The organism is Bacillus sp. FSL W8-0223 (assembly GCF_038006805.1).
Taxonomy (GTDB): domain Bacteria; phylum Bacillota; class Bacilli; order Bacillales; family DSM-4216; genus Bacillus_O; species Bacillus_O smithii.
The window spans coordinates 2,547,514-2,568,936 of record NZ_JBBOVX010000001.1 but is presented as its reverse complement, the minus strand read 5'-3'; the positions used below and the strand labels follow the sequence as shown (position 1 = coordinate 2,568,936).

Here is a 21,423-nt window from a genome sequence, read left to right as displayed (position 1 = left end):
AATAGCGGTATGACAAGCCGTACCTTTATGTCAATTACCATGAATATAAGGGGAATCTGCCGTTCGAATGATCCTGGCATCGTTTTATTGGGTTTTAAGAATGATCGTTTTGAAGTTTGGAAATATTTTCGTAAACAGATGCCAGCGCCTTTTCGAATTTCCCGGTTGTTTTTGGGTGATAATAGACGGCATCTTTTAATGTGTCTGGTAAGTATTGTTGTTTTACCCAGCCGCTTTCATAGTCGTGCGGATATTTATAGCTGATTCCTCTTCCTAACGCTTTGGCTCCCTTGTAATGGGCATCTTTTAAATGGTCTGGAACATCTCCGCTTTTCCCGTTTCGAATGTCCGCTAAAGCCGAATCAATGGCCATGATGGCAGAATTGGATTTTGGAGACAAACAAAGTTCGATAACGGCTGCTGCCAACGGAATTCTCGCCTCAGGTAAGCCTATTTTCTCTGCTGTTTGGACGGCGGCCAATGTTCGAACTCCAGCTTGAGGATTGGCAAGGCCGATATCTTCGTAAGCGATGACAAGAAGCCTTCTTGAAATGCTGGGAAGGTCGCCAGCTTCAATCAGCCTTCCTAAGTAATGAAGCGCGGCATTTACGTCGCTTCCTCGAATGGACTTTTGGAAAGCGCTGAGTACGTCGTAATGGGCATCTCCATCTTTATCATGAACAAAACTTTTCTTTTGCAGACATTCCTCTGCTATTTCAAGATTAATGTGGATCGTACCGGTTTCATCCTCTTTTGTAGATAAGACAGCCAATTCGAGCGCGTTTAATGAACTGCGGGCATCTCCGTTTGATCCATGCGCGAAATGGAGCAACGCGTCTTCGTCGATTTGAATGTTCCATTTTCCGAGTCCCCGTTTTTCATCATGAAGAGCTCTTTTCAACAATGAGAGAATCTGATCCGGGGTTAACGGCTTTAATTCGAATATTTGACAGCGGCTGCGAATAGCCGGATTAATCGAAAAGTATGGATTGTTGGTTGTAGCTCCGATTAATGTAATGCTGCCATTTTCAAGATAAGGAAGAAGAAAGTCTTGCTTCCCTTTATCCAGACGATGTACTTCGTCTAAAAGCAGAATCACTTTTCCGGACATTTTCGCTTCCTCAGCGACAATTTCCATATCTTTCTTGTTATTGGTGACTGCATTCAGTTGTCGAAAAGCATATTGAGTACTGCCGGCAATCGCGGAAGCAATGGAAGTTTTGCCTATTCCTGGCGGCCCGTAAAGAATCATAGATGAAAGCTGTTTTGCTTCGACCATTCTTCTAATGATTTTTCCTTCTCCGACTAAGTGTTCTTGTCCGGCAATTTCATCAATGGTTCTCGGTCTCATTCGAAATGCTAACGGTTTTGTACTCATACTTCATCTCTCCAGATCTAAAGTTATATCGGTTTCCCGTTTTTAAAATGTCTTTTGTCTTTTAAACATCTTTGACAATAACTTACCATAGGAAAAGGCAAGTTCAACTGTATTCGCTCAGATTGTATGCTATAATGACAAAAGCTAATCTTTATTTGTTCTACGCGGGGGATCTAAAGGGGCGTTTATGTGAAAACAAAGGGGAATATCATCTTTCGATTAGTCGTTTTTATGACTGGTTTGCTTGTCATGTCTCTCGGCCTTATGTTCATGATTCGATCGGATCTCGGAGCGACACCTTGGGACACGATGCATGTAGGATTATATTATAAACTAGGGTTAACGGTTGGGACTTGGTCAATACTTGTAGGGTTGGCTGTTTTAGCTTTATCTGCTTTACTGATGAAAGAGTGGCCTCAATTTGGCGCTTATTTAAATATGCTTCTTGTTGGCATATTCATGGATATGTATTTAAGTCTGCCTTTTATCGTAACACCCCACAGTTTTTTAGGAAAGCTGTGCATGTTTCTGCTCGGCATCATCATCAATGGATACGGAATGGGTATTTACATTTCTGCCCAAATTGGAGCCGGACCTCGAGATAGTTTAATGATTGCCGTTACTTCGAAAACGGGATGGAAAGTTTCCCACGTTCGAAGGGGAATGGAAGTAATCGTTCTCATAATGGGTTTTCTTTTGGGAGGACCTGTACATGTCGGAACCATTTTATTTAGTCTGTTCATGGGTACGATTGTAGGCATAACACTTCCACAATGTCAAAAAATCACTGATTACTTTATCCATAAAATGCAAAAATCAAAAAATGAATTGAATAGAGGTGCAAAATATGAAAATTTCCACTAAAGGCCGATACGGCTTGACGATTATGATTGAGTTAGCCAAGAAATACGGAGAGGGACCGACCCCTTTGCGCTCCATTGCAAAAACGCATGACTTATCTGAGCATTACTTAGAGCAGCTAGTCGCTCCACTAAGAAATGCCGGTTTGGTCAAAAGCATCCGCGGAGCATACGGAGGTTATGTACTTGCCAGAGACCCTTCCAAAATTACAGCAGGTGATATTATCCGTGTATTGGAAGGTCCGATTAGCCCGGTGGAAGGAATCGAAGATGAAGATCCTCCAAAACGAGAGTTATGGATGCGCATTCGAGATGCTGTGAAGGACGTTCTTGAGAGCACAACATTGGAGGACTTAGCGAATTATACCGATCGAGGCGAATCGGATGCCTATATGTTTTACATTTAAGGAGGAATTTCTCAAAATGGAACGCATTTATCTGGATCATGCAGCAACAAGTCCTGTTCACCCGGAAGTGATCCAAGTCTTAACCGAAACCATGCAAAATCATTATGGAAACCCGTCCAGCATCCATTACTTTGGCCGCGACGCTCGTCAAGTAGTGGATCAAGCTAGAGAATTCATCGCGAAAAGCATTCATGCCAACTTTGATGAAATTATTTTTACAAGCGGTGGGACTGAAGCGGATAATCTGGCGTTAATTGGTGTGGCCAGAGGCATGGCGGATAAAGGCAAACATATCATCACGACAGCCGTTGAACATCATGCTGTTTTGCATACATGTGAATTTTTGGAGAAAGAAGGATTTGAAGTTACTTATTTACCGGTGGATGAAACCGGCCGTATTTCTGTGGAAGAGTTGAAGAAGGCTTTGCGGGACGATACGATCCTTGTTTCGATCATGTTCGCCAACAATGAAGTTGGTACGCTGCAGCCGATCCGGGAAGTTGGAGAGTTGTTAACGAATCATCAAGCTGTTTTTCATACGGATGCAGTTCAAGCATACGGATTGGCAGACATCGATGTGCAAGACCTTCATATCGATTTATTGTCTGTCTCCAGTCATAAAATTAATGGACCGAAAGGAGTAGGCTTCCTGTATGTTAGGGACGGTGTTCGCTTAATTCCAACGGTTCACGGTGGGGAACAGGAAAGAAAACGGCGGGCAGGAACGGAAAATGTCGCATCGATTGCTGCTTTTGCTAAAGCCGTGGAAATTTCCCAAAAGACAAAGCCGGAAAAATATGCTTTTTACCATAAATTGAAGCAATTGCTCATCGAAACGCTGAAAAAAGAAGGAGTCGAGTTTTCAATCAACGGAACGCTTGAACAGTCTCTTCCGCATGTAGTAAACTTGAGTTTTCCTGGCACGAATGTGGAAGCGATGCTTGTGAACTTGGATTTAGAAGGGATAGCAGCTTCCAGTGGATCTGCATGCACAGCTGGGTCTGTGGATCCTTCTCATGTTCTCCGAGCTATGTTCGGAAGCCAATCTGACCGTTTGACCAACTCCATCCGATTTAGCTTCGGCATTAATAATACAGAAGATCAAATTCTTCAAGCGGCGGCTATTATTTCAAAGATAGTAAAACGATTGACAAAGCAGTGAGGGAAGTGGACAAGCAGAATGAAAAAATCACCGAAAGATACCCGTGTCGTCGTCGGCATGTCCGGCGGAGTAGATTCATCTGTAGCCGCTCTTTTGCTAAAGGAGCAAGGGTATGATGTAATTGGCATTTTTATGAAGAATTGGGATGACACAGATGAAAATGGCGTTTGTACAGCCACGGAGGACTATAATGATGTCGTTCGCGTTTGCAACCAAATCGGCATTCCTTATTATGCGGTAAATTTTGAAAAACAATATTGGGATAAAGTTTTTACGTATTTTTTGGATGAATACAAGGCGGGCCGCACTCCTAATCCGGATGTCATGTGCAATAAAGAAATTAAATTTAAGGCCTTTTTGGATCATGCCATGAATCTTGGTGCGGACTATGTGGCCACCGGACATTACGCTCAAGTTGAAGAACGGGGCGGAGAAGTAAAACTTTTGCGAGGAAAAGATTCGAATAAAGATCAAACGTATTTCCTCAATCAATTGCAGCAATTCCAGCTCGAAAAGGTAATGTTTCCCATCGGACATTTAGAGAAAAAGCAAGTAAGGGAAATCGCACAGGAAGCAGGGCTTGCTACAGCGAAGAAAAAAGACAGCACCGGAATCTGCTTTATTGGGGAGCGGAATTTTAAAGAGTTTTTAAGCCAGTATTTGCCCGCTCAGCCCGGTAAAATGGAAACGCTGGATGGAAAAGTGATGGGAGAACATGATGGATTAATGTATTATACCATCGGACAACGCCATGGCCTTGGAATTGGTGGTTCAGGTGAACCGTGGTTTGTCGTAGGAAAAGATGTGAAACGCAATGTTCTATATGTAGGACAAGGCTTCCACAATGATGCCCTATACTCAGATTCGATTATTGCGACAAACGTCGGCTGGGTATCGGATCGCGAAAAACCGCAGCAATTTACCTGTACGGCTAAATTCCGCTATCGTCAACCAGATACGAAGGTAACAGTCCAATTGCTTTCGAACGGTCGCGCCAGCGTCGTGTTTGACGAACCCGTACGAGCTGTGACCCCGGGACAAGCGGTTGTTTTTTACAACGGTGAGGAATGTTTGGGCGGCGGAACCATTGACCAAGTGTTTAAAAACGGCAATCGTTTGTCGTATGTCGGGTAATAGGAATCCAAATCGCTTCAAAATAAACCAAAGATTTACCGCCGTTTTCAAGTGATCATCTAGAATCAGTCGATTTATCAGGGTTTGACCTAATCGGGCTGCACGATATATAAACTTATTATATATTGTGTCGGAAGGTCTAACCCTTTCTTTTTGTAAATGAAAATGGGATCTCCAAATATGATATACTTCCTATTAGAACAAATCAGAGGTGTCATGATGGACAAAAATGCAAAAGGAATTGAATATTTGCAAGCAGGAAAAGTCGAAGAAGCATTGAAGATGTTTACAGAACATATCGAAGAGAATCCGCAAGATCCCGCTGCCTATATTAATTTTGGAAACGTTCTAGTTACTGTGGGCGAGATGCGCAAAGCGGAAAATTTTTTTCAAAAAGCCATTGAGGTGGACGGCAATGCGGCCGCTGCTTATTATGCACTCGGCAGCCTTTATTATAATGAAAATCGTTTTGAGGATGCGGTCGGCTGTTTTGAAAAAGCGATTCAAAAAGGAATGCAAGATGAAGACAGCTATTTTATGGCCGGGATGTGTTTTGTCCAACTGGAACAAAACAAACTCGCTTTGCCTTATCTACAACGGGCAGCCGAATTGAATCCGAACGACAGCGAAGCTCTTTTTCAATACGGACTTTCTTTGGCAAAGCTAAACGTTTATGAAGAAGCGATTCGACAGTTTGAAAAAGTCATTCAGCTCAATCCTAATCATGCCGACGCTTATTATAATTTAGGAGTTGCTTATGCCGGTTATCGAGAGGACCGGGAGCAAGCTAAAAAAATGTTTCAAAAAGCGCTTGAACTGCAAGAAGATCATCTTCTTGCCGGCTACGGTTTAAAGATGCTGGAAAAAATCTAATGAAATTTTCATCTTCTGTGAAACTTTTTCCGATCGCTGGTTGGTGGAACGAATCGTCCTTTAAGGAGAGTTTCCCGTTTTCTTTCCAATTTCGAGATGAAGGGAATCATCAAACATGAGCTGTGGGATTTGGAACCGAAGCAAGGAGGTTCAATGATGGAAGGGCAGCACAATATCAGCCTGTTTGCAGAACAGGAAACATATGTGAAAGGCCGCCATATCGCGACCATCTTTCGCAATGAACAAAATCTTTATACCGTCATAAGGGTAAAAGTGGAAGAAACAAATGACCAATATGAAGAAAAAGAAGCGGTCATTACTGGTTATTTTCCGCAAGTACACGAACATGAAACATACACCTTTTATGGCTTTTTTCAAGAGCATCCAAAATTCGGAATTCAATTTCAATGCAAACATTTTCAAAAAGAAGTTCCTCAGACAAGGCAAGGAGTGATCAATTATTTATCGAGCGAATTGTTCAAGGGAATCGGGCGAAAAACGGCGGAAAGAATTGTCGATCACTTAGGCGAAGATGCCATTTCCAAAATATTGAAATCCCCTTCCGTGCTTGATGGTGTTCCGAATCTATCCTCAGAAAAAGCGAAAGCTCTTTACGATGTTTTAAAGGAAAATGAAGGGCTCGAACAAATCATGGTCGCCTTAAATCAATACGGATTCGGTCCGCAAATGTCCATGAAAATTTACCAGACCTATAAAGAACAAACGTTGGATATTATCCAAAAAAATCCTTATCAGCTTGTGGAGGACGTGGAAGGGATCGGATTTTCGCGCGCTGATGAATTAGGAAAACAGCTTGGAATGGATGAGACACACCCAGAACGTTTGAAAGCAGCCTGTTTGTATACGCTGGAATCGGAATGTCTGCAAGAAGGTCATGTCTATTTGGATCAAAAGGACTTGCTTTCAAAAGGAAAAGCTCTCTTGGATAAAAACAGCAGCACTCCAATCGCTGAGACTGACATATCCGAACAGCTTCATCAATTGAAAAAAGAGAAGAAGCTGATTGAAGAAGAGGACAGAATTTATATTCCGTCTCTCTATTTCGCTGAAAAAGGGATTGTTTCCAATATTCAGCGCATCTTAGCCCAAGATCAATACGAGGAACAATTTCCTGAATCAGAATTTTTATTAGCCTTGGGAAAATTAGAAGAAAGAATTGGCGTACAGTATGCTTCCTCTCAGAAAAAAGCGATCCAAACGGCTTTATTATCGCCGATGCTGCTGCTGACGGGCGGCCCCGGAACGGGAAAAACCACAGTAATCAAAGGAATTGTCGAATTATACGCAGAGCTGCACGGTCTATCTTTGGATCCGAAAGATTATAGTAAAGACGACCCTTTTCCAATCGTCTTAGGAGCGCCTACGGGAAGAGCTGCAAAAAGGATGGCGGAATCAACGGGCCTGCCGGCAGCAACGATCCACCGATTGCTTGGCTGGAACGGACAAGCCGGAATCGATTTTGAACAAGACCGGACCATTAACGGAAAATTAGTGATCATTGATGAAATGTCCATGGTGGATACATGGCTGGCTTATCAATTTTTTAATGCGCTGCCGGAGGAAGTTCAAGTCGTGCTGGTAGGGGACGAAGATCAGCTGCCATCTGTCGGCCCGGGACAAGTGTTAAAAGACTTGCTGGACTCGAAAACGATACCGACTGTACAGCTTACGGATATTTATCGGCAAGAAAACGGATCTTCCATCATTGAATTAGCTCATGAAATCAAAAAGGGAAAACTGCCTGGTGACCTAGCTGTTCAAAAAAAAGATCGCTCGTTTATTAAATGTTCCACACAACAAATTGCCAGCGTTGTTGAGCAAGTGGTGGAAAATGCTCGCAACAAAGGATTTACGGCAAAAGATATTCAAGTTTTGGCTCCGATGTATAAAGGGCCTGCCGGGATTGACCGTTTAAATAAAATGCTGCAGGAAATTTTAAATCCAAATCATGATCAATCTCGAAAAGAATTGGCTTTCGGGGATACAGTCTACCGTATTGGAGATAAAGTGCTTCAGCTTGTCAACAAACCGGAAAAAAATGTATTTAACGGCGATATCGGTGAGGTCATTTCCATTTTTTACGCGAAAGAAAACACGGAAAAACAAGACATGGTCCTTGTTTCTTTTGAAGGAAATGAAGTCACCTATACACGCCAAGAATTGAATCAGATCACTCATGCTTATTGCTGTTCCATCCACAAATCACAAGGAAGCGAATTTCCTATCGTGATTTTGCCTGTTGTGAAAAGCTATTATCGCATGCTGCGAAAAAATTTATTATATACTGCCGTGACGAGAAGCAAAAAATTTTTAATTTTATGCGGCGAAGAAGAAGCGTTTCGTTGGGGCGTTGAACGTAACGATAGTTTGTTGAGAAAAACAACTCTTCGCCAAAAACTGTCAGAAGCGTTGGCTAATAAAGATGCTGACAGCAAGGAGGAAAATTCCATTTCCTATCCGGTGAGTGAAGAAGAGTGGATGCAAATCAATCCTATGATAGGAATGGAAAACGTTACCCCTTATGATTTTATGGAGTAAGTCCCACAATAATAAATAGTTCGGGAAAGGTGGGACACTTTTTGCGAACATTTTCTTCCTTAAACAGGCTGCCTGTTTTCGATGTCTGTACAGGCAGCCGCCTTGGGGAGGTTTGCGATCTTTGTATATCGGAAAAAGGCGAGGTAAAGTCGCTGTTAGTTAAGACGGTCTCCCTTTTTTCTGTGAAAAAGCAGCTGCCGATTGATTCGGTAGAATGCTTTGGGGTCGACTGCATCATGACGAAAAAGGAACGGTTGATTCCATTTTGTTCAGATAAAATTTTTACGTTTTTTCATAAACAATCGATCGAAGGAACGCCTTTTTTTGATAAAAATGGAGAAATCCTTGGCCGGTTGAAAGATGTATATTTTCTGGAAAATTTGGGCATGATCGTAGGGTATGAGTTGACGGATGGTTTCTTTTCGGATCTATTGGAAGGCAGCAAAATAATCCGCACGAATACACCCCCTGCGATCGGAAAAGATGCCGTTATCGTCACGCCAGAACGTGTGCGAGGTGGCTTTCATGCTTATTTGTCCAAATTGCCAGAGTAAAGATATCGGCAAAATAGGGATCAACCAATACTATTGCTGGAATTGTTTTATTGAGTTAACCGTATCCAATCAAATGATTTACACTCATCAAGTGGAGGAAGATGGTTCTTTAACCTCTTTGGACGATTTGTTCGATGAGAAACAACGACGACTAAGCTGAAGGAGTGTTTGTTTCATGAACAAAGCCATGATTTCATTGCTGGGATTTGGAGCCGGTGTGGCTGCTTCTGCTTGGGCCGGCCGTTCCTCCATGCTTAATCAACGGCAAATACGGAAACTCAGAAAACAGGTGAGAAAATTATTTTAGCGAGAAAAGAGATGCAGTCCGCTGCATCTCTTTCTCTTTCCATCTTCCTTGAACATTCAGTCTGAAGCCCCTCAAAACTTCAAGTCACGATTTAAAACCAACCAATCTTGGTTGAAAAGTACAGCAGGCTGGATGATTTAGGAAAAAGATTCTTCGAATAAAGTCAGCATCCCACTCGCAACCTAATAGTAGATGGTTTGCTATGTTGGGGATGAGATGATGGATCCTAAAAGATACATAAAATGGATGTACCAATTGGGTTTTTTATTATTGGTCTTTGTGACACTTTATTTGCTTGTTCTCTTAAAACCGGTATGGCTGCCTTTTTTAAAAGTCATCTTCACCGGGCTTTTTCCATTTTTCTTAGGGGCTTTTATTACCTATTTGCTTCATCCGTGGGTGGAGAAACTTTACCAAGCGGGCCTGCCTCGCGGACTGTCTATTTTCCTGATTTATCTCCTCTTTTTCGGGGGAGTGGGTTATTCCATTTACAAAGGTATTCCTGTCATTATCGAGCAGCTGAACGAGTTGTCTGAGAACGCTCCCGTGTTAGTATCTCAATATCAACATTGGATGTTTCATCTCGAAAGAAAAACTTCCACTTGGCCGGATGGCCTTCAAGATCAGATTCAAGCGAGAATTCATGCTTTTGAAACTTGGCTTACCAATCTTTTGGCTTTGTTTATCGGTTGGTTGACGAAAATGCTGAATTTTCTTTTGCTGTTTGCCGTTGTTCCATTTGTTTCTTTTTATTTGTTAAAAGATTTTCATGATGTTAAAAAGGTGATTTGGTATTTAACGCCGAAAAAGTGGCGGAGAAAAGGGCTTTATTTTCTGAAAGATTTGGATGAATCGCTTGGAGGGTATATAAGAGGACAGATTCTAGTCTGTGTGCTGCTCGGAACGGTTGCTGCTTTCCTTTTTTGGATGATTCATATGAAATATCCTGTATTGCTTGGAATCATTATAGCTGTTACCGACATCATTCCTTATTTTGGGCCTATTATCGGTGCGGTGCCGGCCGTTATCATTGCGGTGGCCATTTCAAATAAAATGGCCGTCTACGTGATCATCATCATTTTGGTTCTGCAGTTTTTAGAAGGAAATGTATTGTCCCCGTTTATTGTCGGCAAAAGCTTAAACATGCACCCTTTATTTATCATGGCTGCCCTTATCATCGGCGGAGAAGTCGGAGGAATTGCCGGATTAATTTTAGCCGTGCCGTTTCTGGCCGTTGTAAAAGTGGCAATGGTGCATGCAAAAACGCATTTATGGAAACCCCATAAATAACATTGACAAATATTGAATAACTTTCTATAATGCGACATAGACAAGTGAATCCAATTGTATGAACAAATTAACGAATTACCAAGATTGATCGATAAGGCCATTTCCTTTAAAAACAATTTCAAATGGGTATAAAACAAAGAAGGATCGAGTATGTTATAGACCATCTGAGTGTAATGATGATTACACGGAAGAGAGGAATTTCCCCGGGCTGAAAGAAATTCCAGATGAAGGATAACAGAAGGCTAATCCGGAGTGCAGGCAAAAACTGCCGTAGTACGCCGCGTTAAGGCGCCAAAGAGATGGATTGTGTGAATCGATGGATCCATAATCAGGGTGGTACCGCGAAGAGCCCTTCGTCCCTGTCCGGGAAGGAGGGCTTTTTTTATTTTAGAGCGCTACAATTGGTCAGTTAGCCGGACTCTTTTCATCCGTTTTGCTTGCAAAACGATTTTATCCATAACTCTAGTTTTTCATTGTACATACAGAATTGTTTATGTAGGAGGTTATATCATGAAAAAATTAACTGGCGCCCAAATACGCCAAATGTTTTTGGACTTTTTTAAAGAAAAAGGCCATCAAATTGAACCGAGCGCATCACTCATTCCAAATAATGATCCATCTTTGTTGTGGATCAACAGCGGTGTGGCCACTTTAAAAAAATATTTCGATGGCAGGGTGGTACCGGAAAATCCGCGAATTACAAATGCTCAAAAATCTATTCGCACAAATGACATTGAAAATGTAGGGAAAACGGCTCGCCACCATACGTTTTTCGAAATGCTTGGAAACTTTTCTATTGGAGATTATTTCAAAGAAGAAGCCATTGCATGGGCATGGGAATTTTTGACCGATCCAAAATGGATGGGTTTCGAGAAAGAAAAGCTTTCTGTTACCATCCATCCCGAAGATCAGGAAGCCTATGAAATTTGGAACAAGAAAATTGGGATTCCAGAGGAGAGGATTATTCGTTTAGAGGGCAACTTCTGGGATATAGGCGAAGGGCCAAGCGGTCCCAACTCGGAAATTTTTTATGACCGCGGTCCGCAATATGGAGACGACCCTAATGATCCTGAACTGTATCCTGGCGGTGAAAACGACCGCTACCTGGAAATATGGAATTTAGTATTTTCCCAATTCAATCATAATCCGGATGGCACTTATACACCGCTTCCAAAGAAAAATATTGATACCGGTATGGGTCTTGAGCGAATGGCTTCCGTTGTTCAAGAAGCGGAAACGAACTTCGATACCGATTTGTTTTTGCCTATTATAAGAGCTACTGAAAAAATTTCAGGAGAAACTTACGGAAAAGATCCGGAAAAAGATGTAGCATTTAAAGTGATTGCCGATCACATTCGTACGGTCACTTTTGCCATTGGAGATGGTGCATTGCCTTCCAACGAAGGAAGAGGCTATGTTCTTAGACGATTGCTGCGCAGAGCTGTTCGCTATGCGAAAAAGATCCATATAAATCGTCCTTTCATGTATGAACTTGTCCCAGTTGTGGGAAACATTATGATTGATTACTATCCGGAAGTAAACGATAAAGCTGCCTTTATTCAAAAAGTCGTGAAAAATGAAGAAGAACGATTCCATGAAACACTGCATGAAGGTCTTTCTATTCTCGAATCGGTGATCCGTAAGGCAAAAGTACAAAATCACAAAACGATTAGCGGCGAAGATGCCTTCCGCCTATATGATACGTACGGATTCCCGGTGGAGTTAACGGAAGAGTATGCAGAAGAAGAAGGCTTGAAAATCGACTATGAAGGATTTGAAAAAGAAATGGAACGTCAGCGGGAACGAGCCCGTTCAGCACGTCAAGACGTCGATTCCATGCAAACTCAGAACGTTCTTCTGCAATCCATTACAACGAAAAGCGAATTTATCGGATATGATCAGCTGGAAACAGACGCAGTGGTAGAAGTGATTTTGAAAAACGGAGAAATAGTTTCAAAAGCCAGTGCAGGCGACACCGTCCAATTCATCCTCAATCGGACTCCTTTTTATGCAGAAAGCGGCGGTCAAATCGCAGATAAAGGAGTACTTGTAGCTGATCATGTGAAGGTCACCATTCAAGATGTACAAAAAGCGCCAAATGGACAGCACCTTCATAACGCCGTCATTGATGAAGGGATTCTCGAACAAGGGCAATTGGTTCACGCTCAAGTTGATAAAACGGCCCGTGCAAACGTGACTCGAAACCATACAGCTACTCACCTTTTGCATCAGGCGTTGAAAGATGTACTTGGAAATCACGTTAACCAAGCAGGTTCGCTGGTAGAACCTGAACGGCTGCGTTTTGACTTCTCCCATTTCGGTCAAGTGAGTCCAGAAGAATTGGAAAAAGTTGAAGCGATTGTGAACGAAAAAATTTGGAAAAGCCTTCCGGTCGGAATTGAATATAAAGGACTGGAGGAAGCAAAAGCACAAGGTGCGATGGCTTTATTCGGCGAAAAGTACGGAGATATTGTCCGCGTTGTCTCCATCGGAGATTACAGCTTGGAGCTGTGCGGTGGCTGCCATGTGCCGAACACGTCAGTTATCGGGTTGTTTAAAATTGTTTCCGAGACGGGGATCGGTGCTGGAACCCGCCGGATTGAAGCTGTCACAGGTGAAGGAGCATACCAGCTGTTAAACAGCCAAGTAGCGTTATTAAAAGAAGCGTCTGAAAAATTAAAGACGCATCCAAAAGACATTTTGACGAAAATTGACAGTATTCAAGCAGAAATGAAAGAATTGCAGCGTGAAAATGAATCACTTGCTGCAAAATTGTCCAATATAGAAGCGGGCAGTCTTATCAATCAAGTGAAACAAGTTGATGGAATCAATGTGCTGTCGGCGAAAGTCGATGCGTCGGATATGAATCAATTGCGAAGCATGGCAGATGAATTAAAGCAAAAATTGCCGTCAGGAATCATCGTTTTAGGTTCCGTTCAAAAAGAAAAAGTGAATTTTATCGCTGGCGTGACGAAAGACCTTGTGGCGAAAGGATTCCATGCAGGAAAACTTGTAAAAGAAGTGGCCGCTGTTTGCGGCGGGGGCGGAGGAGGCCGCCCGGATATGGCTCAGGCCGGCGGGAAACATCCGGAAAAAACGGAAGAAGCGCTCGCTTTTGTCGAAGAGTGGGTGAAATCCGTTTCCATTGAATAAAAGATAGTGTACAATATGGGTAAATGGACTGAAGGCGTGAAGCCGAAACGAGGTGCGAGGGAATGAGCTCTTTTGATCAGACAATGAAATTCCATTTTTCAGATGAGCCTTTTGATCATGACGTGAAAGAAATTCTTTTCCAAGTTTATGACGCTCTTCAAGAAAAGGGATACAATCCCATTAATCAAATTGTTGGCTATTTGCTTTCAGGAGACCCAGCTTATATTCCCCGGCATAAAGATGCCAGGAACTTGATTCGAAAATTGGAACGGGACGAAATTATTGAAGAATTGGTGAAGACGTATTTGAAGCAGCGAGAGGAATAATCATATGAGAACTATGGGGTTAGACGTGGGCTCCAAAACAGTCGGCGTTGCGATAAGCGACGAATTAGGCTGGACAGCCCAAGGGATTGAAACCATCAAGGTGGATGAAGAGAAAGGCGATCTAGGTTTCGACCGTTTAAAAGAACTAATCGAAGATTATCAAGTCGATAAGATTGTGGTCGGGTTGCCCAAAAACATGAATAACACGATCGGCCCGAGAGGAGAAGCTTCTCAAGCGTATGCGAAAAAACTAGAAAAAGAGTTTTCTCTTCCCGTTGTGCTCTGGGATGAAAGGCTGAGTACGATGGCTGCCGAAAGAGTTCTGTTAGAGGCGGATGTGAGCCGCAAAAAAAGAAAAAAAGTCATTGATAAAATGGCTGCTGTCATGATTCTACAAGGTTATTTGGATAGTTTGAAATAGCTGTTAGAAAACAATGCGGCTGCCGTTCAATAAATAATGAGGTGAAAAGATGGAACACGGAGATCAACATATTACTGTAGTAGATGAAGAAGGAAATGAGATTTTATGTGAAGTGCTTTTTACATTTGATTCCGAGCAATTTGACAAATCTTATGTGCTCTATTATCCGGCGGAAACAACCGATGATGAAGAAATTGAAATTTTTGCCGCTTCTTTTCATCCCAGCGAAGGAAATTCCGGTGATCTCGAACCGGTAGAAACCGAAGAAGAATGGGATCTTATTGAAGAAATGCTGAATACGTTTCTCGATCAAGAAGAAGAGCACGAACATAATCATGAACACGAACACGAAAAATAATCATTGGAGAATTTTTCAGGCCGTTCTAAAATTTAGAACGGCCCTTTTCCACGTTCTGTAGTATAATGATGGATGGAAAAAATGATCGATTGATCCCGTTTTATGTCGGAAGGGGAAAGAGAATGTCGAAGTTTCATTGGGATTTAACTGACTATAGAAGAAAAAAAAGAAAAAGAAACTTTTTTTTATCACTATTTGCTGTCATTGTTGCCTTGGCAGCAGTGGTCTTTTTCTATATCTACCAGTCGCTGCAGCCAGTAGATAAGGGAAATCGCACACCGGTCAAAGTGACCATCCCCCAAGGGTCAAGCGCCGCAAAAATCGGAGAAATCCTAGAAAAAAAAGGTATTATCCGCAATCAACAAGCCTTTAAATATTACATACAATGGAAGGGAAAAACAGGATTCCAAGCTGGAACCTATTATTTTGCGCCCTCCATGTCTCTTGATGATATCATACGTGATTTGCAGAAGGGAAATTCTTATGAATTTGCCAAAATCGTATTCACGATACCAGAGGGACGTCAATTGCGCGAGATTGCCAAAACGATTAGCAAACATTCGCCTTATGATTACAATACCGTCTGGAATCGTTTAAACGACCGTGCTTTTATTCAGCAATTGATCAAAAAATATCCGGATTTGCTGACAAAGGAAATTTTGAATCCAAAAGTAAAATATCCATTAGAAGGGTATCTGTACCCGGCTGTTTACGCTTATTATGATCCGAAAACTCCGCTGGATACGATCATTGAAGATATGATCGCCAAAACAGATCGCGTCCTATCTCAATATCAAAAAGCCATGAAGGTCAAACATTTGACCCCTCATCAATTGCTTACAATGGCTTCTCTTATTGAAGAAGAAGCGACAAAGAAAGCGGATAGACGTAAAATCTCCAGCGTTTTCTATAACCGGCTGGCCAAAAAAATGCCGCTGCAAACAGATCCGACTGTGCTTTATGCACTTAACAAGCATAAAAGTCGTGTCGTATATAAAGACTTAAAAGTGAATTCGCCATACAATACGTATAAATATAAAGGATTGCCCCCTGGTCCCATCTCAAATTCCGGAATATCTTCTTTAGAAGCAGCTTTAAATCCGGAACAAACGGATTACCTGTATTTTCTTGCGGCGCCTAGCGGGGATGTTTATTATGCTAAAACGTTGGAAGAACACAATCGATTAAAACAAAAATTTATTACCAATTACTACGATGCTGAAAAGAAATAAGAGCTATTAGCATTTATGATAAAAGTATGGTAAACTAGACAAAGTTAAACTTCCGCCAATTGTACTCCTCGGCATCAACGGTCGGGGGAAAAGGCTTTTTAGAAGACGAAATGAAAGACGAGTGGAAAGCTTTCGGGCTTTCTGCTTTTTCTTGTCAATCGATTTTCGCTTCTTTTCAATTCATTTAGCAGGAATGGGGAAGAAAGATGGAAGAAAAGATAGCACAATACTGGCAGTCGCTCCTTCCTGAAAAAACGCTTTTCATTCAGGAGATGGAACAATTGGCGAAAGAAGAACATGTTCCTATTATGGAATCGGCCGGCATCGAAACGATGCTGCAATTTATGAGAATCCAAAAGCCTAAAAAAATTCTCGAAATCGGCACGGCGATTGGATATTCAGCGATTCGAATCGCACAAGCCATCAGCGGGTCTGAAATTGTCACGATTGAACGTGATGAAAGCCGCTACAATCAAGCGATTCAATTTATTCGTCGGGCAGGTTTAGAGAACCGCATTTCCGTGATTTTGGGCGATGCATTGGAAGTGGCAGCGGAAGCAGGCGAGATGGGGCCTTATGATGCCATTTTTATCGATGCGGCAAAAGGTCAGTATCAAAAGTTCTTTGAAATGTACACACCGTATTTAGCGGAAAACGGTGTTGTGTATACTGATAATGTGCTCTTTAAAGGACATGTAGCTGAAACGGATATAGCAAAGAAGCGAATTCGCCAATTAGCATCCAAAATCCGTCAATATAATCAATGGTTGGTGAATCATTCGTCCTTTTCGACGATGATCATTCCTGTTGGCGACGGGCTGGCAATCAGTATTTATCGAGGTGAAAAAGATGGCAAATAAACCAGAGTTACTCGTTACTCCTACCAGTGTTCAAGATATTTTGCCTTTGTGCGATGCTGGAGCAGATGCATTTATGATAGGGGAGCAGCGATATGGGCTCAGACTGGCCGGCGAATTTTCTCGCGATGACGTGAAAAAAGCAGTTGAACTTGCACATTCGCGAGGGAAAAAAGTATATGTGGCAATGAATGCCATCTTTCATAATGAAAAAGTCGAAGAATTAAAAGATTATATTCTGTTTTTAAAGGACGTAAAATGCGATGCGATCGTTTTTGGCGATCCTGCGGTGTTGATGACAATCCGGGAAATAGCACCAAATATGAAATTGCATTGGAGTACGGAGACTACGGGAACCAATTGGTATACTTGCAATTACTGGGGGCGCCTTGGATCAAAGCGTGCCGTTTTGGCCCGTGAATTAAGCATGGATGCCGTCATTGAAACAAAAGAACATGCCGAAGTGGAGATCGAAGTTCAAATACATGGTATGACTTGCATGTTCCAATCGAAGCGTGCTTTGCTTGAGAATTACTTTGAGTATCAAGGAAAAATGTTGGAAATAAAGAATAAAAACCAAGACAAAAATATGTACCTTTATGATAAAGAACGGGACAATAAATACCCGATTTTTGAAGATGAAAACGGTACTCATATTATGAGTCCAAACGATGTTTGCATGATCGATGAACTCACCGAAATGGTAGAAGCAGGAATCGATAGCTTCAAAATCGACGGCGTACTAAAAGAACCGGACTATATCATCGAGGTGACAAAACTGTATCGCAAAGCAATCGATTTATGTGCAGAAGATCCGGATGCCTATGAAGAAGTGAAAGATCAGTTATATGAACAAATAGTGGCCATCCAGCCGAAGCATCGTCCATTGGATACGGGCTTTTTCTTTAAGGAAACGGTTTATTAATTAGGGATTGTAGGGAATGCCAAGTTGAATACAGCCCAATGGAGATTGAGTGGAGCGGATGTTTAAGTCTTTGTCTATATTTTAAAAGGAGGCATCGGAATGTCTACGATATTGAAAGATAACATTTCACAAATTGTTGACGGAAAACGAGTGATCGTCAAAAAACCAGAGTTGCTGGCGCCTGCCGGCAATTTGGAAAAGTTGAAAATTGCTGTCCATTACGGCGCCGATGCTGTCTTTCTCGGAGGGCAGGAATATGGATTGCGCTCCAATGCCGATAACTTTACCCTTGAAGAAATAAAAGAAGGGGTGGAATTTGCGAAGAAATACGGCGCTAAAATTTATGTCACAACCAATATTTATGCTCATAACGAAAATATGGACGGACTAGAAGAGTATTTAAAAGCTTTGGAAGATGCAGGGGTAGCTGGAATTATCGTCGCTGATCCGTTAATCATTGACGCGGCTGGACGCGTTGCTCCTAAACTGGAACGACATTTGAGCACGCAGCAGTCTTTAACGAATTGGAAAGCTGCCCAATTTTGGAAGGAGCAAGGACTCGAGCGTGTTGTGCTTGCGCGTGAAACAAGCGCGGAGGAAATTAAAGAAATTAAACAAAAAGTCGATATTGAAATTGAAGCGTTCATCCATGGCGCTATGTGCATCGCTTATTCAGGAAGATGCGTTTTAAGTAATTATATGACAGCACGCGATTCCAACCGTGGAGGATGCTGCCAGTCCTGCCGTTGGGATTACGACCTCTATCAATTAAACGGAGACAAGGAAAAGCCTTTATTTACTGAAAAAGATGCTCCGTTTGCGATGAGTGCCAAAGATTTGAAATTAGTCGAATCGATTCCGAAAATGATTGAACTCGGGATTGATAGTTTGAAAATAGAAGGCCGAATGAAGTCCATTCATTATATTGCGACTGTTGTCAGTGTATATCGGCAAGTGATTGATTCTTACTGCGCGGACCCGGATCATTTTACGATGAAACAAGAATGGCTGGATGAACTTGAAAAATGTGCCAATCGTGAAACGGCTCCTGCCTTTTTTGAAGGGGGAGTACCGGGTTATGAAGAACAATTATTTGGCACACACAGCAAAAAAACAGCTTTCGATTTCGCGGGGCTGGTATTGGCTTACAATCCGGATACCCAAATGGTGACATTGCAGCAACGCAACCATTTCCGTCCGGGAGACGAAGTGGAATTTTTCGGCCCTGAAATCGAAAATTTCACCCAAACCATTGGAACGATTTGGGATGAGGAAGGAAACGAAATCGACGCTGCGCGCCATCCTTTGCAGATTGTACGATTTAAGGTGGATCGCCCGCTTTATCCATACAACATGATGCGAAAGGAGACAAAATAGCTAGATGGATAAAAAGCCAGTGATCATCGGGGTTTCCGGCGGTTCCGGCTCCGGAAAAACGAGCGTTACAAAAGCAATATATAATAATTTTAAAGGACACTCCATTTTGGTATTGGAGCAAGATTCCTATTATAAAGACCAAAGCGATGTGCCTTTTGAGGAACGATTAAAAACGAATTACGACCACCCTTTGGCTTTTGACAATGACCTATTGATTGAGCACTTAAAAAAATTGCTTAATTATGAACCGATCGAGAAACCGGTTTACGATTATACCATTCATACTCGATCTAACGAAACGATCCGTGTAGAACCGAAAAATGTCATTATATTAGAAGGCATATTAGTACTGGAAGATGAAAGGCTTCGCAATTTAATGGATATTAAGCTCTTTGTGGATACCGATCCAGACTTGCGCTTCATAAGACGCTTGACACGAGACATAAAAGAGCGCGGTCGAACTTTAGAATCCGTGGTCGAACAATATATTCAAGTGGTTCGTCCAATGCATAATCAATTTATCGAACCAACGAAACGGTATGCGGATATTATTATTCCGGAGGGCGGTCAGAACCATGTAGCCATCGATTTAATGGTTACTAAAATTCAAACGATTCTTGAACAAAAATCAATTTTGTAATAACATGTTTAAAAAAATACAATAGATATGAATAGAAAAGCGAAACATTGCTAGTTGTTTTTTCAATTAGAGATGGACAGCTTAAAAAGGAGTGAAGGGACATGTCTACGGAGAAAGAATATCCAATGACACGGGAAGGGAAATTAAAACTGGAACAAGAACTTGAATACTTAAAAACGGTGAAACGGAAAGAGGTAGTTGAAAGAATTAAAATTGCCCGCAGTTTTGGTGACCTTTCCGAAAACTCAGAGTATGATTCTGCAAAGGAAGAGCAAGCATTTGTTGAAGGACGGATTAACACGATTGAAACGATGATCCGCAATGCGAAAATTATTGAAGATGATGAATACAATCCGGATACAGTAACGCTTGGAAAAACGGTTACCTTTGTGGAACTTCCAGAAGGAGAAGAAGAAAGCTATACCATTGTAGGAAGTGCAGAAGCTGATCCTTTTGAAGGCAGAATTTCCAATGATTCACCTATAGCGAAAAGCTTATTGGGCTGCAAAGTAGGCGATGAAGTGACCGTGCAAACACCGGGCGGGGAAATGTCTGTAAGAATTGTCGCAGTAAAATAAGAAAAAGGAGGGCTGAATGCGAAAGCGTTCAGCCTTTTATGCATGAAGCTCAAGTTGAATTCTCCCTTGTTTTGTTGCTTTTTGCGTTTCGGCTCATAAAACAATATGGAAGATCTCGGCTATTTACATAATCTTTTTTAAAAATTGGATCATCATAGTAGAATAATGTACAAGAGCGACTTCGAATTTGGTTAAAAACGAATAGAAAGTCACTTTTCAACGGACGGGATATATGGTACATTTCATCATGTTGCAAGGGATGGTTTCTTGCACATCCGTCAGTGTGTACCAATGGAGATCAAGAATGGGAAGGGGTAGTTGGCCCTAGAGGAAGTTTCACTTTATCAGCAAACATGATAGAATGATGAATAATCCCCTAAGAGAGGAGAAGGTTTTTCCATGAATGATCAATATCCGTCTCGTTCAGAGAAGCGATTGAAACGAAAGAAAACGAATCGCATTTTAAATACGGCGATTGTTGTGGTTATTATTTTAATTATTCTAGTAGCTTTTTCTATTTTTTCCGGCGGAAATGATGATGAAACATCGAAAAAAACAAGCGATGAGCCGAAAACTTCCCAGCATGAAACAGCTAGCGTGAATAATAAGGACAAGCAGGAATCTAAACAGGAAAAGCATACGAAGAAGGAGAAAAAAGAGAAGAAAAAGGAAGAGAAAAAAGAAAAAGTGATTGTTGAACAAGGCGGCGGTCCCAATGTCGAGGAGACGATCAAGGATCCCAACTGGGAGCCGGTCGCCACTCAGCAAAGCGGAGAACATGTGTCTTCTTTTGATACGAATTCCGTCGACTGGAAAGAAAAGGTGAAGGCGCTTTCTTATGCTACCGGCATTCCCGAAGACAGCATGACTGTATGGTTTATAAGCGGCCAAGGACCTGATAAGGCCATTGGAACGGTTTCTCCGAAAGGCCGTAAAGATGATGCGTATCGGGTATATATAGAATGGGTAGATGGGAAAGGATGGAAGCCTGTTCAGGTGGAAAAATTGATGCATAACGATAAAGGCTAACCC

Annotated in this window: 22 protein-coding genes; 21 read left to right on the top strand and 1 reads right to left on the bottom strand. The window is 41.8% G+C overall.

From position 1 onward, the window contains the following. Positions 1 to 94: 94 nt before the first annotated feature. Positions 95 to 1,378 (bottom strand): replication-associated recombination protein A, encoded by a 1,284-nt coding sequence (locus tag NST81_RS12500; protein ID WP_341030009.1) that lies wholly within the window; start codon positions 1,376 to 1,378, stop codon positions 95 to 97. A gap of 189 nt (positions 1,379 to 1,567) precedes the next feature. On the opposite strand from NST81_RS12500, the gene NST81_RS12495 reads away from it, so the two are divergent. The 21 genes from NST81_RS12495 to NST81_RS12395 all read left to right on the top strand — a co-directional run bounded on the left by NST81_RS12495 (position 1,568) and on the right by NST81_RS12395 (position 21,420). Beyond that, positions 1,568 to 2,242 (top strand): YczE/YyaS/YitT family protein, encoded by a 675-nt coding sequence (locus tag NST81_RS12495; protein WP_341030008.1) that lies wholly within the window; start codon positions 1,568 to 1,570, stop codon positions 2,240 to 2,242. After that, a complete protein-coding gene (cymR, locus tag NST81_RS12490) occupies positions 2,226 to 2,645 on the top strand; it encodes a cysteine metabolism transcriptional regulator CymR (protein WP_003355470.1) in 420 nt (139 codons plus the stop codon). The genes NST81_RS12495 and cymR overlap by 17 nt, the downstream gene beginning before the upstream one ends. Positions 2,646 to 2,661: 16 nt before the next feature. Next, a complete protein-coding gene (locus NST81_RS12485; RefSeq protein ID WP_327804039.1) occupies positions 2,662 to 3,807 on the top strand; it encodes a cysteine desulfurase family protein in 1,146 nt (381 codons plus the stop codon). 18 nt (positions 3,808 to 3,825) lie between these two features. Beyond that, positions 3,826 to 4,941 carry a tRNA 2-thiouridine(34) synthase MnmA gene (mnmA, locus tag NST81_RS12480; protein ID WP_327796934.1) on the top strand — a complete coding sequence of 372 codons (1,116 nt, stop codon included), beginning with the start codon at positions 3,826 to 3,828 and terminating at the stop codon, positions 4,939 to 4,941. Positions 4,942 to 5,160: 219 nt separating this feature from the next. Continuing rightward, positions 5,161 to 5,814 carry a tetratricopeptide repeat protein gene (locus NST81_RS12475; RefSeq protein ID WP_341030007.1) on the top strand — a complete coding sequence of 218 codons (654 nt, stop codon included), beginning with the start codon at positions 5,161 to 5,163 and terminating at the stop codon, positions 5,812 to 5,814. 156 nt (positions 5,815 to 5,970) lie between these two features. After that, a complete protein-coding gene (gene recD2 / locus NST81_RS12470) occupies positions 5,971 to 8,373 on the top strand; it encodes an SF1B family DNA helicase RecD2 (protein ID WP_341030006.1) in 2,403 nt (800 codons plus the stop codon). A 41-nt stretch (positions 8,374 to 8,414) separates the two neighbouring features. Then, positions 8,415 to 8,927, top strand: a complete 513-nt coding sequence (locus NST81_RS12465; RefSeq protein ID WP_003355464.1) for a PRC-barrel domain-containing protein — start codon at positions 8,415 to 8,417, stop codon at positions 8,925 to 8,927. Further along, a complete protein-coding gene (locus NST81_RS12460; protein ID WP_003355463.1) occupies positions 8,899 to 9,087 on the top strand; it encodes a hypothetical protein in 189 nt (62 codons plus the stop codon). Before NST81_RS12465 ends, NST81_RS12460 begins: the two co-directional genes overlap by 29 nt. Positions 9,088 to 9,102: 15 nt before the next feature. Then, positions 9,103 to 9,234, top strand: a complete 132-nt coding sequence (locus NST81_RS12455) for a YrzQ family protein (protein ID WP_003355462.1) — start codon at positions 9,103 to 9,105, stop codon at positions 9,232 to 9,234. 219 nt (positions 9,235 to 9,453) lie between these two features. Continuing rightward, positions 9,454 to 10,524, top strand: coding sequence for an AI-2E family transporter (locus NST81_RS12450; protein ID WP_341030005.1), 1,071 nt, complete (start codon positions 9,454 to 9,456; stop codon positions 10,522 to 10,524). A gap of 510 nt (positions 10,525 to 11,034) precedes the next feature. Continuing rightward, the gene (gene alaS, locus NST81_RS12445) at positions 11,035 to 13,677 is read left to right on the top strand and encodes an alanine--tRNA ligase (protein WP_003355460.1); all 2,643 of its coding nucleotides are present in this window, start codon (positions 11,035 to 11,037) and stop codon (positions 13,675 to 13,677) included. Between the two features lie 62 nt (positions 13,678 to 13,739). Further along, positions 13,740 to 14,003, top strand: coding sequence for an IreB family regulatory phosphoprotein (locus NST81_RS12440; protein WP_003355459.1), 264 nt, complete (start codon positions 13,740 to 13,742; stop codon positions 14,001 to 14,003). A 4-nt stretch (positions 14,004 to 14,007) separates the two neighbouring features. After that, the gene (gene ruvX / locus NST81_RS12435) at positions 14,008 to 14,424 is read left to right on the top strand and encodes a Holliday junction resolvase RuvX (protein ID WP_003355457.1); all 417 of its coding nucleotides are present in this window, start codon (positions 14,008 to 14,010) and stop codon (positions 14,422 to 14,424) included. Between the two features lie 49 nt (positions 14,425 to 14,473). Beyond that, positions 14,474 to 14,782, top strand: coding sequence for a DUF1292 domain-containing protein (locus NST81_RS12430; protein WP_003355456.1), 309 nt, complete (start codon positions 14,474 to 14,476; stop codon positions 14,780 to 14,782). Between the two features lie 122 nt (positions 14,783 to 14,904). Then, complete coding sequence (gene mltG, locus NST81_RS12425) at positions 14,905 to 16,014, top strand: endolytic transglycosylase MltG (RefSeq protein ID WP_270583163.1); 1,110 nt, start codon at positions 14,905 to 14,907, stop codon at positions 16,012 to 16,014. A gap of 206 nt (positions 16,015 to 16,220) precedes the next feature. Further along, complete coding sequence (locus tag NST81_RS12420) at positions 16,221 to 16,874, top strand: O-methyltransferase (protein ID WP_270583164.1); 654 nt, start codon at positions 16,221 to 16,223, stop codon at positions 16,872 to 16,874. After that, positions 16,864 to 17,796, top strand: a complete 933-nt coding sequence (locus tag NST81_RS12415) for a peptidase U32 family protein (protein ID WP_003355451.1) — start codon at positions 16,864 to 16,866, stop codon at positions 17,794 to 17,796. Before NST81_RS12420 ends, NST81_RS12415 begins: the two co-directional genes overlap by 11 nt. A 99-nt stretch (positions 17,797 to 17,895) precedes the next feature. Further along, the gene (locus NST81_RS12410) at positions 17,896 to 19,173 is read left to right on the top strand and encodes a peptidase U32 family protein (RefSeq protein WP_003355450.1); all 1,278 of its coding nucleotides are present in this window, start codon (positions 17,896 to 17,898) and stop codon (positions 19,171 to 19,173) included. A 4-nt stretch (positions 19,174 to 19,177) separates the two neighbouring features. Continuing rightward, positions 19,178 to 19,813 (top strand): uridine kinase, encoded by a 636-nt coding sequence (udk, locus tag NST81_RS12405; protein ID WP_003355449.1) that lies wholly within the window; start codon positions 19,178 to 19,180, stop codon positions 19,811 to 19,813. A gap of 101 nt (positions 19,814 to 19,914) precedes the next feature. Next, complete coding sequence (greA, locus tag NST81_RS12400) at positions 19,915 to 20,391, top strand: transcription elongation factor GreA (protein ID WP_003355448.1); 477 nt, start codon at positions 19,915 to 19,917, stop codon at positions 20,389 to 20,391. 399 nt (positions 20,392 to 20,790) lie between these two features. After that, positions 20,791 to 21,420: a YrrS family protein gene (locus NST81_RS12395; protein ID WP_003355446.1), complete on the top strand. Its 630-nt coding sequence runs from the start codon at positions 20,791 to 20,793 to the stop codon at positions 21,418 to 21,420. The last annotated feature ends 3 nt before the right edge of the window (positions 21,421 to 21,423 follow it).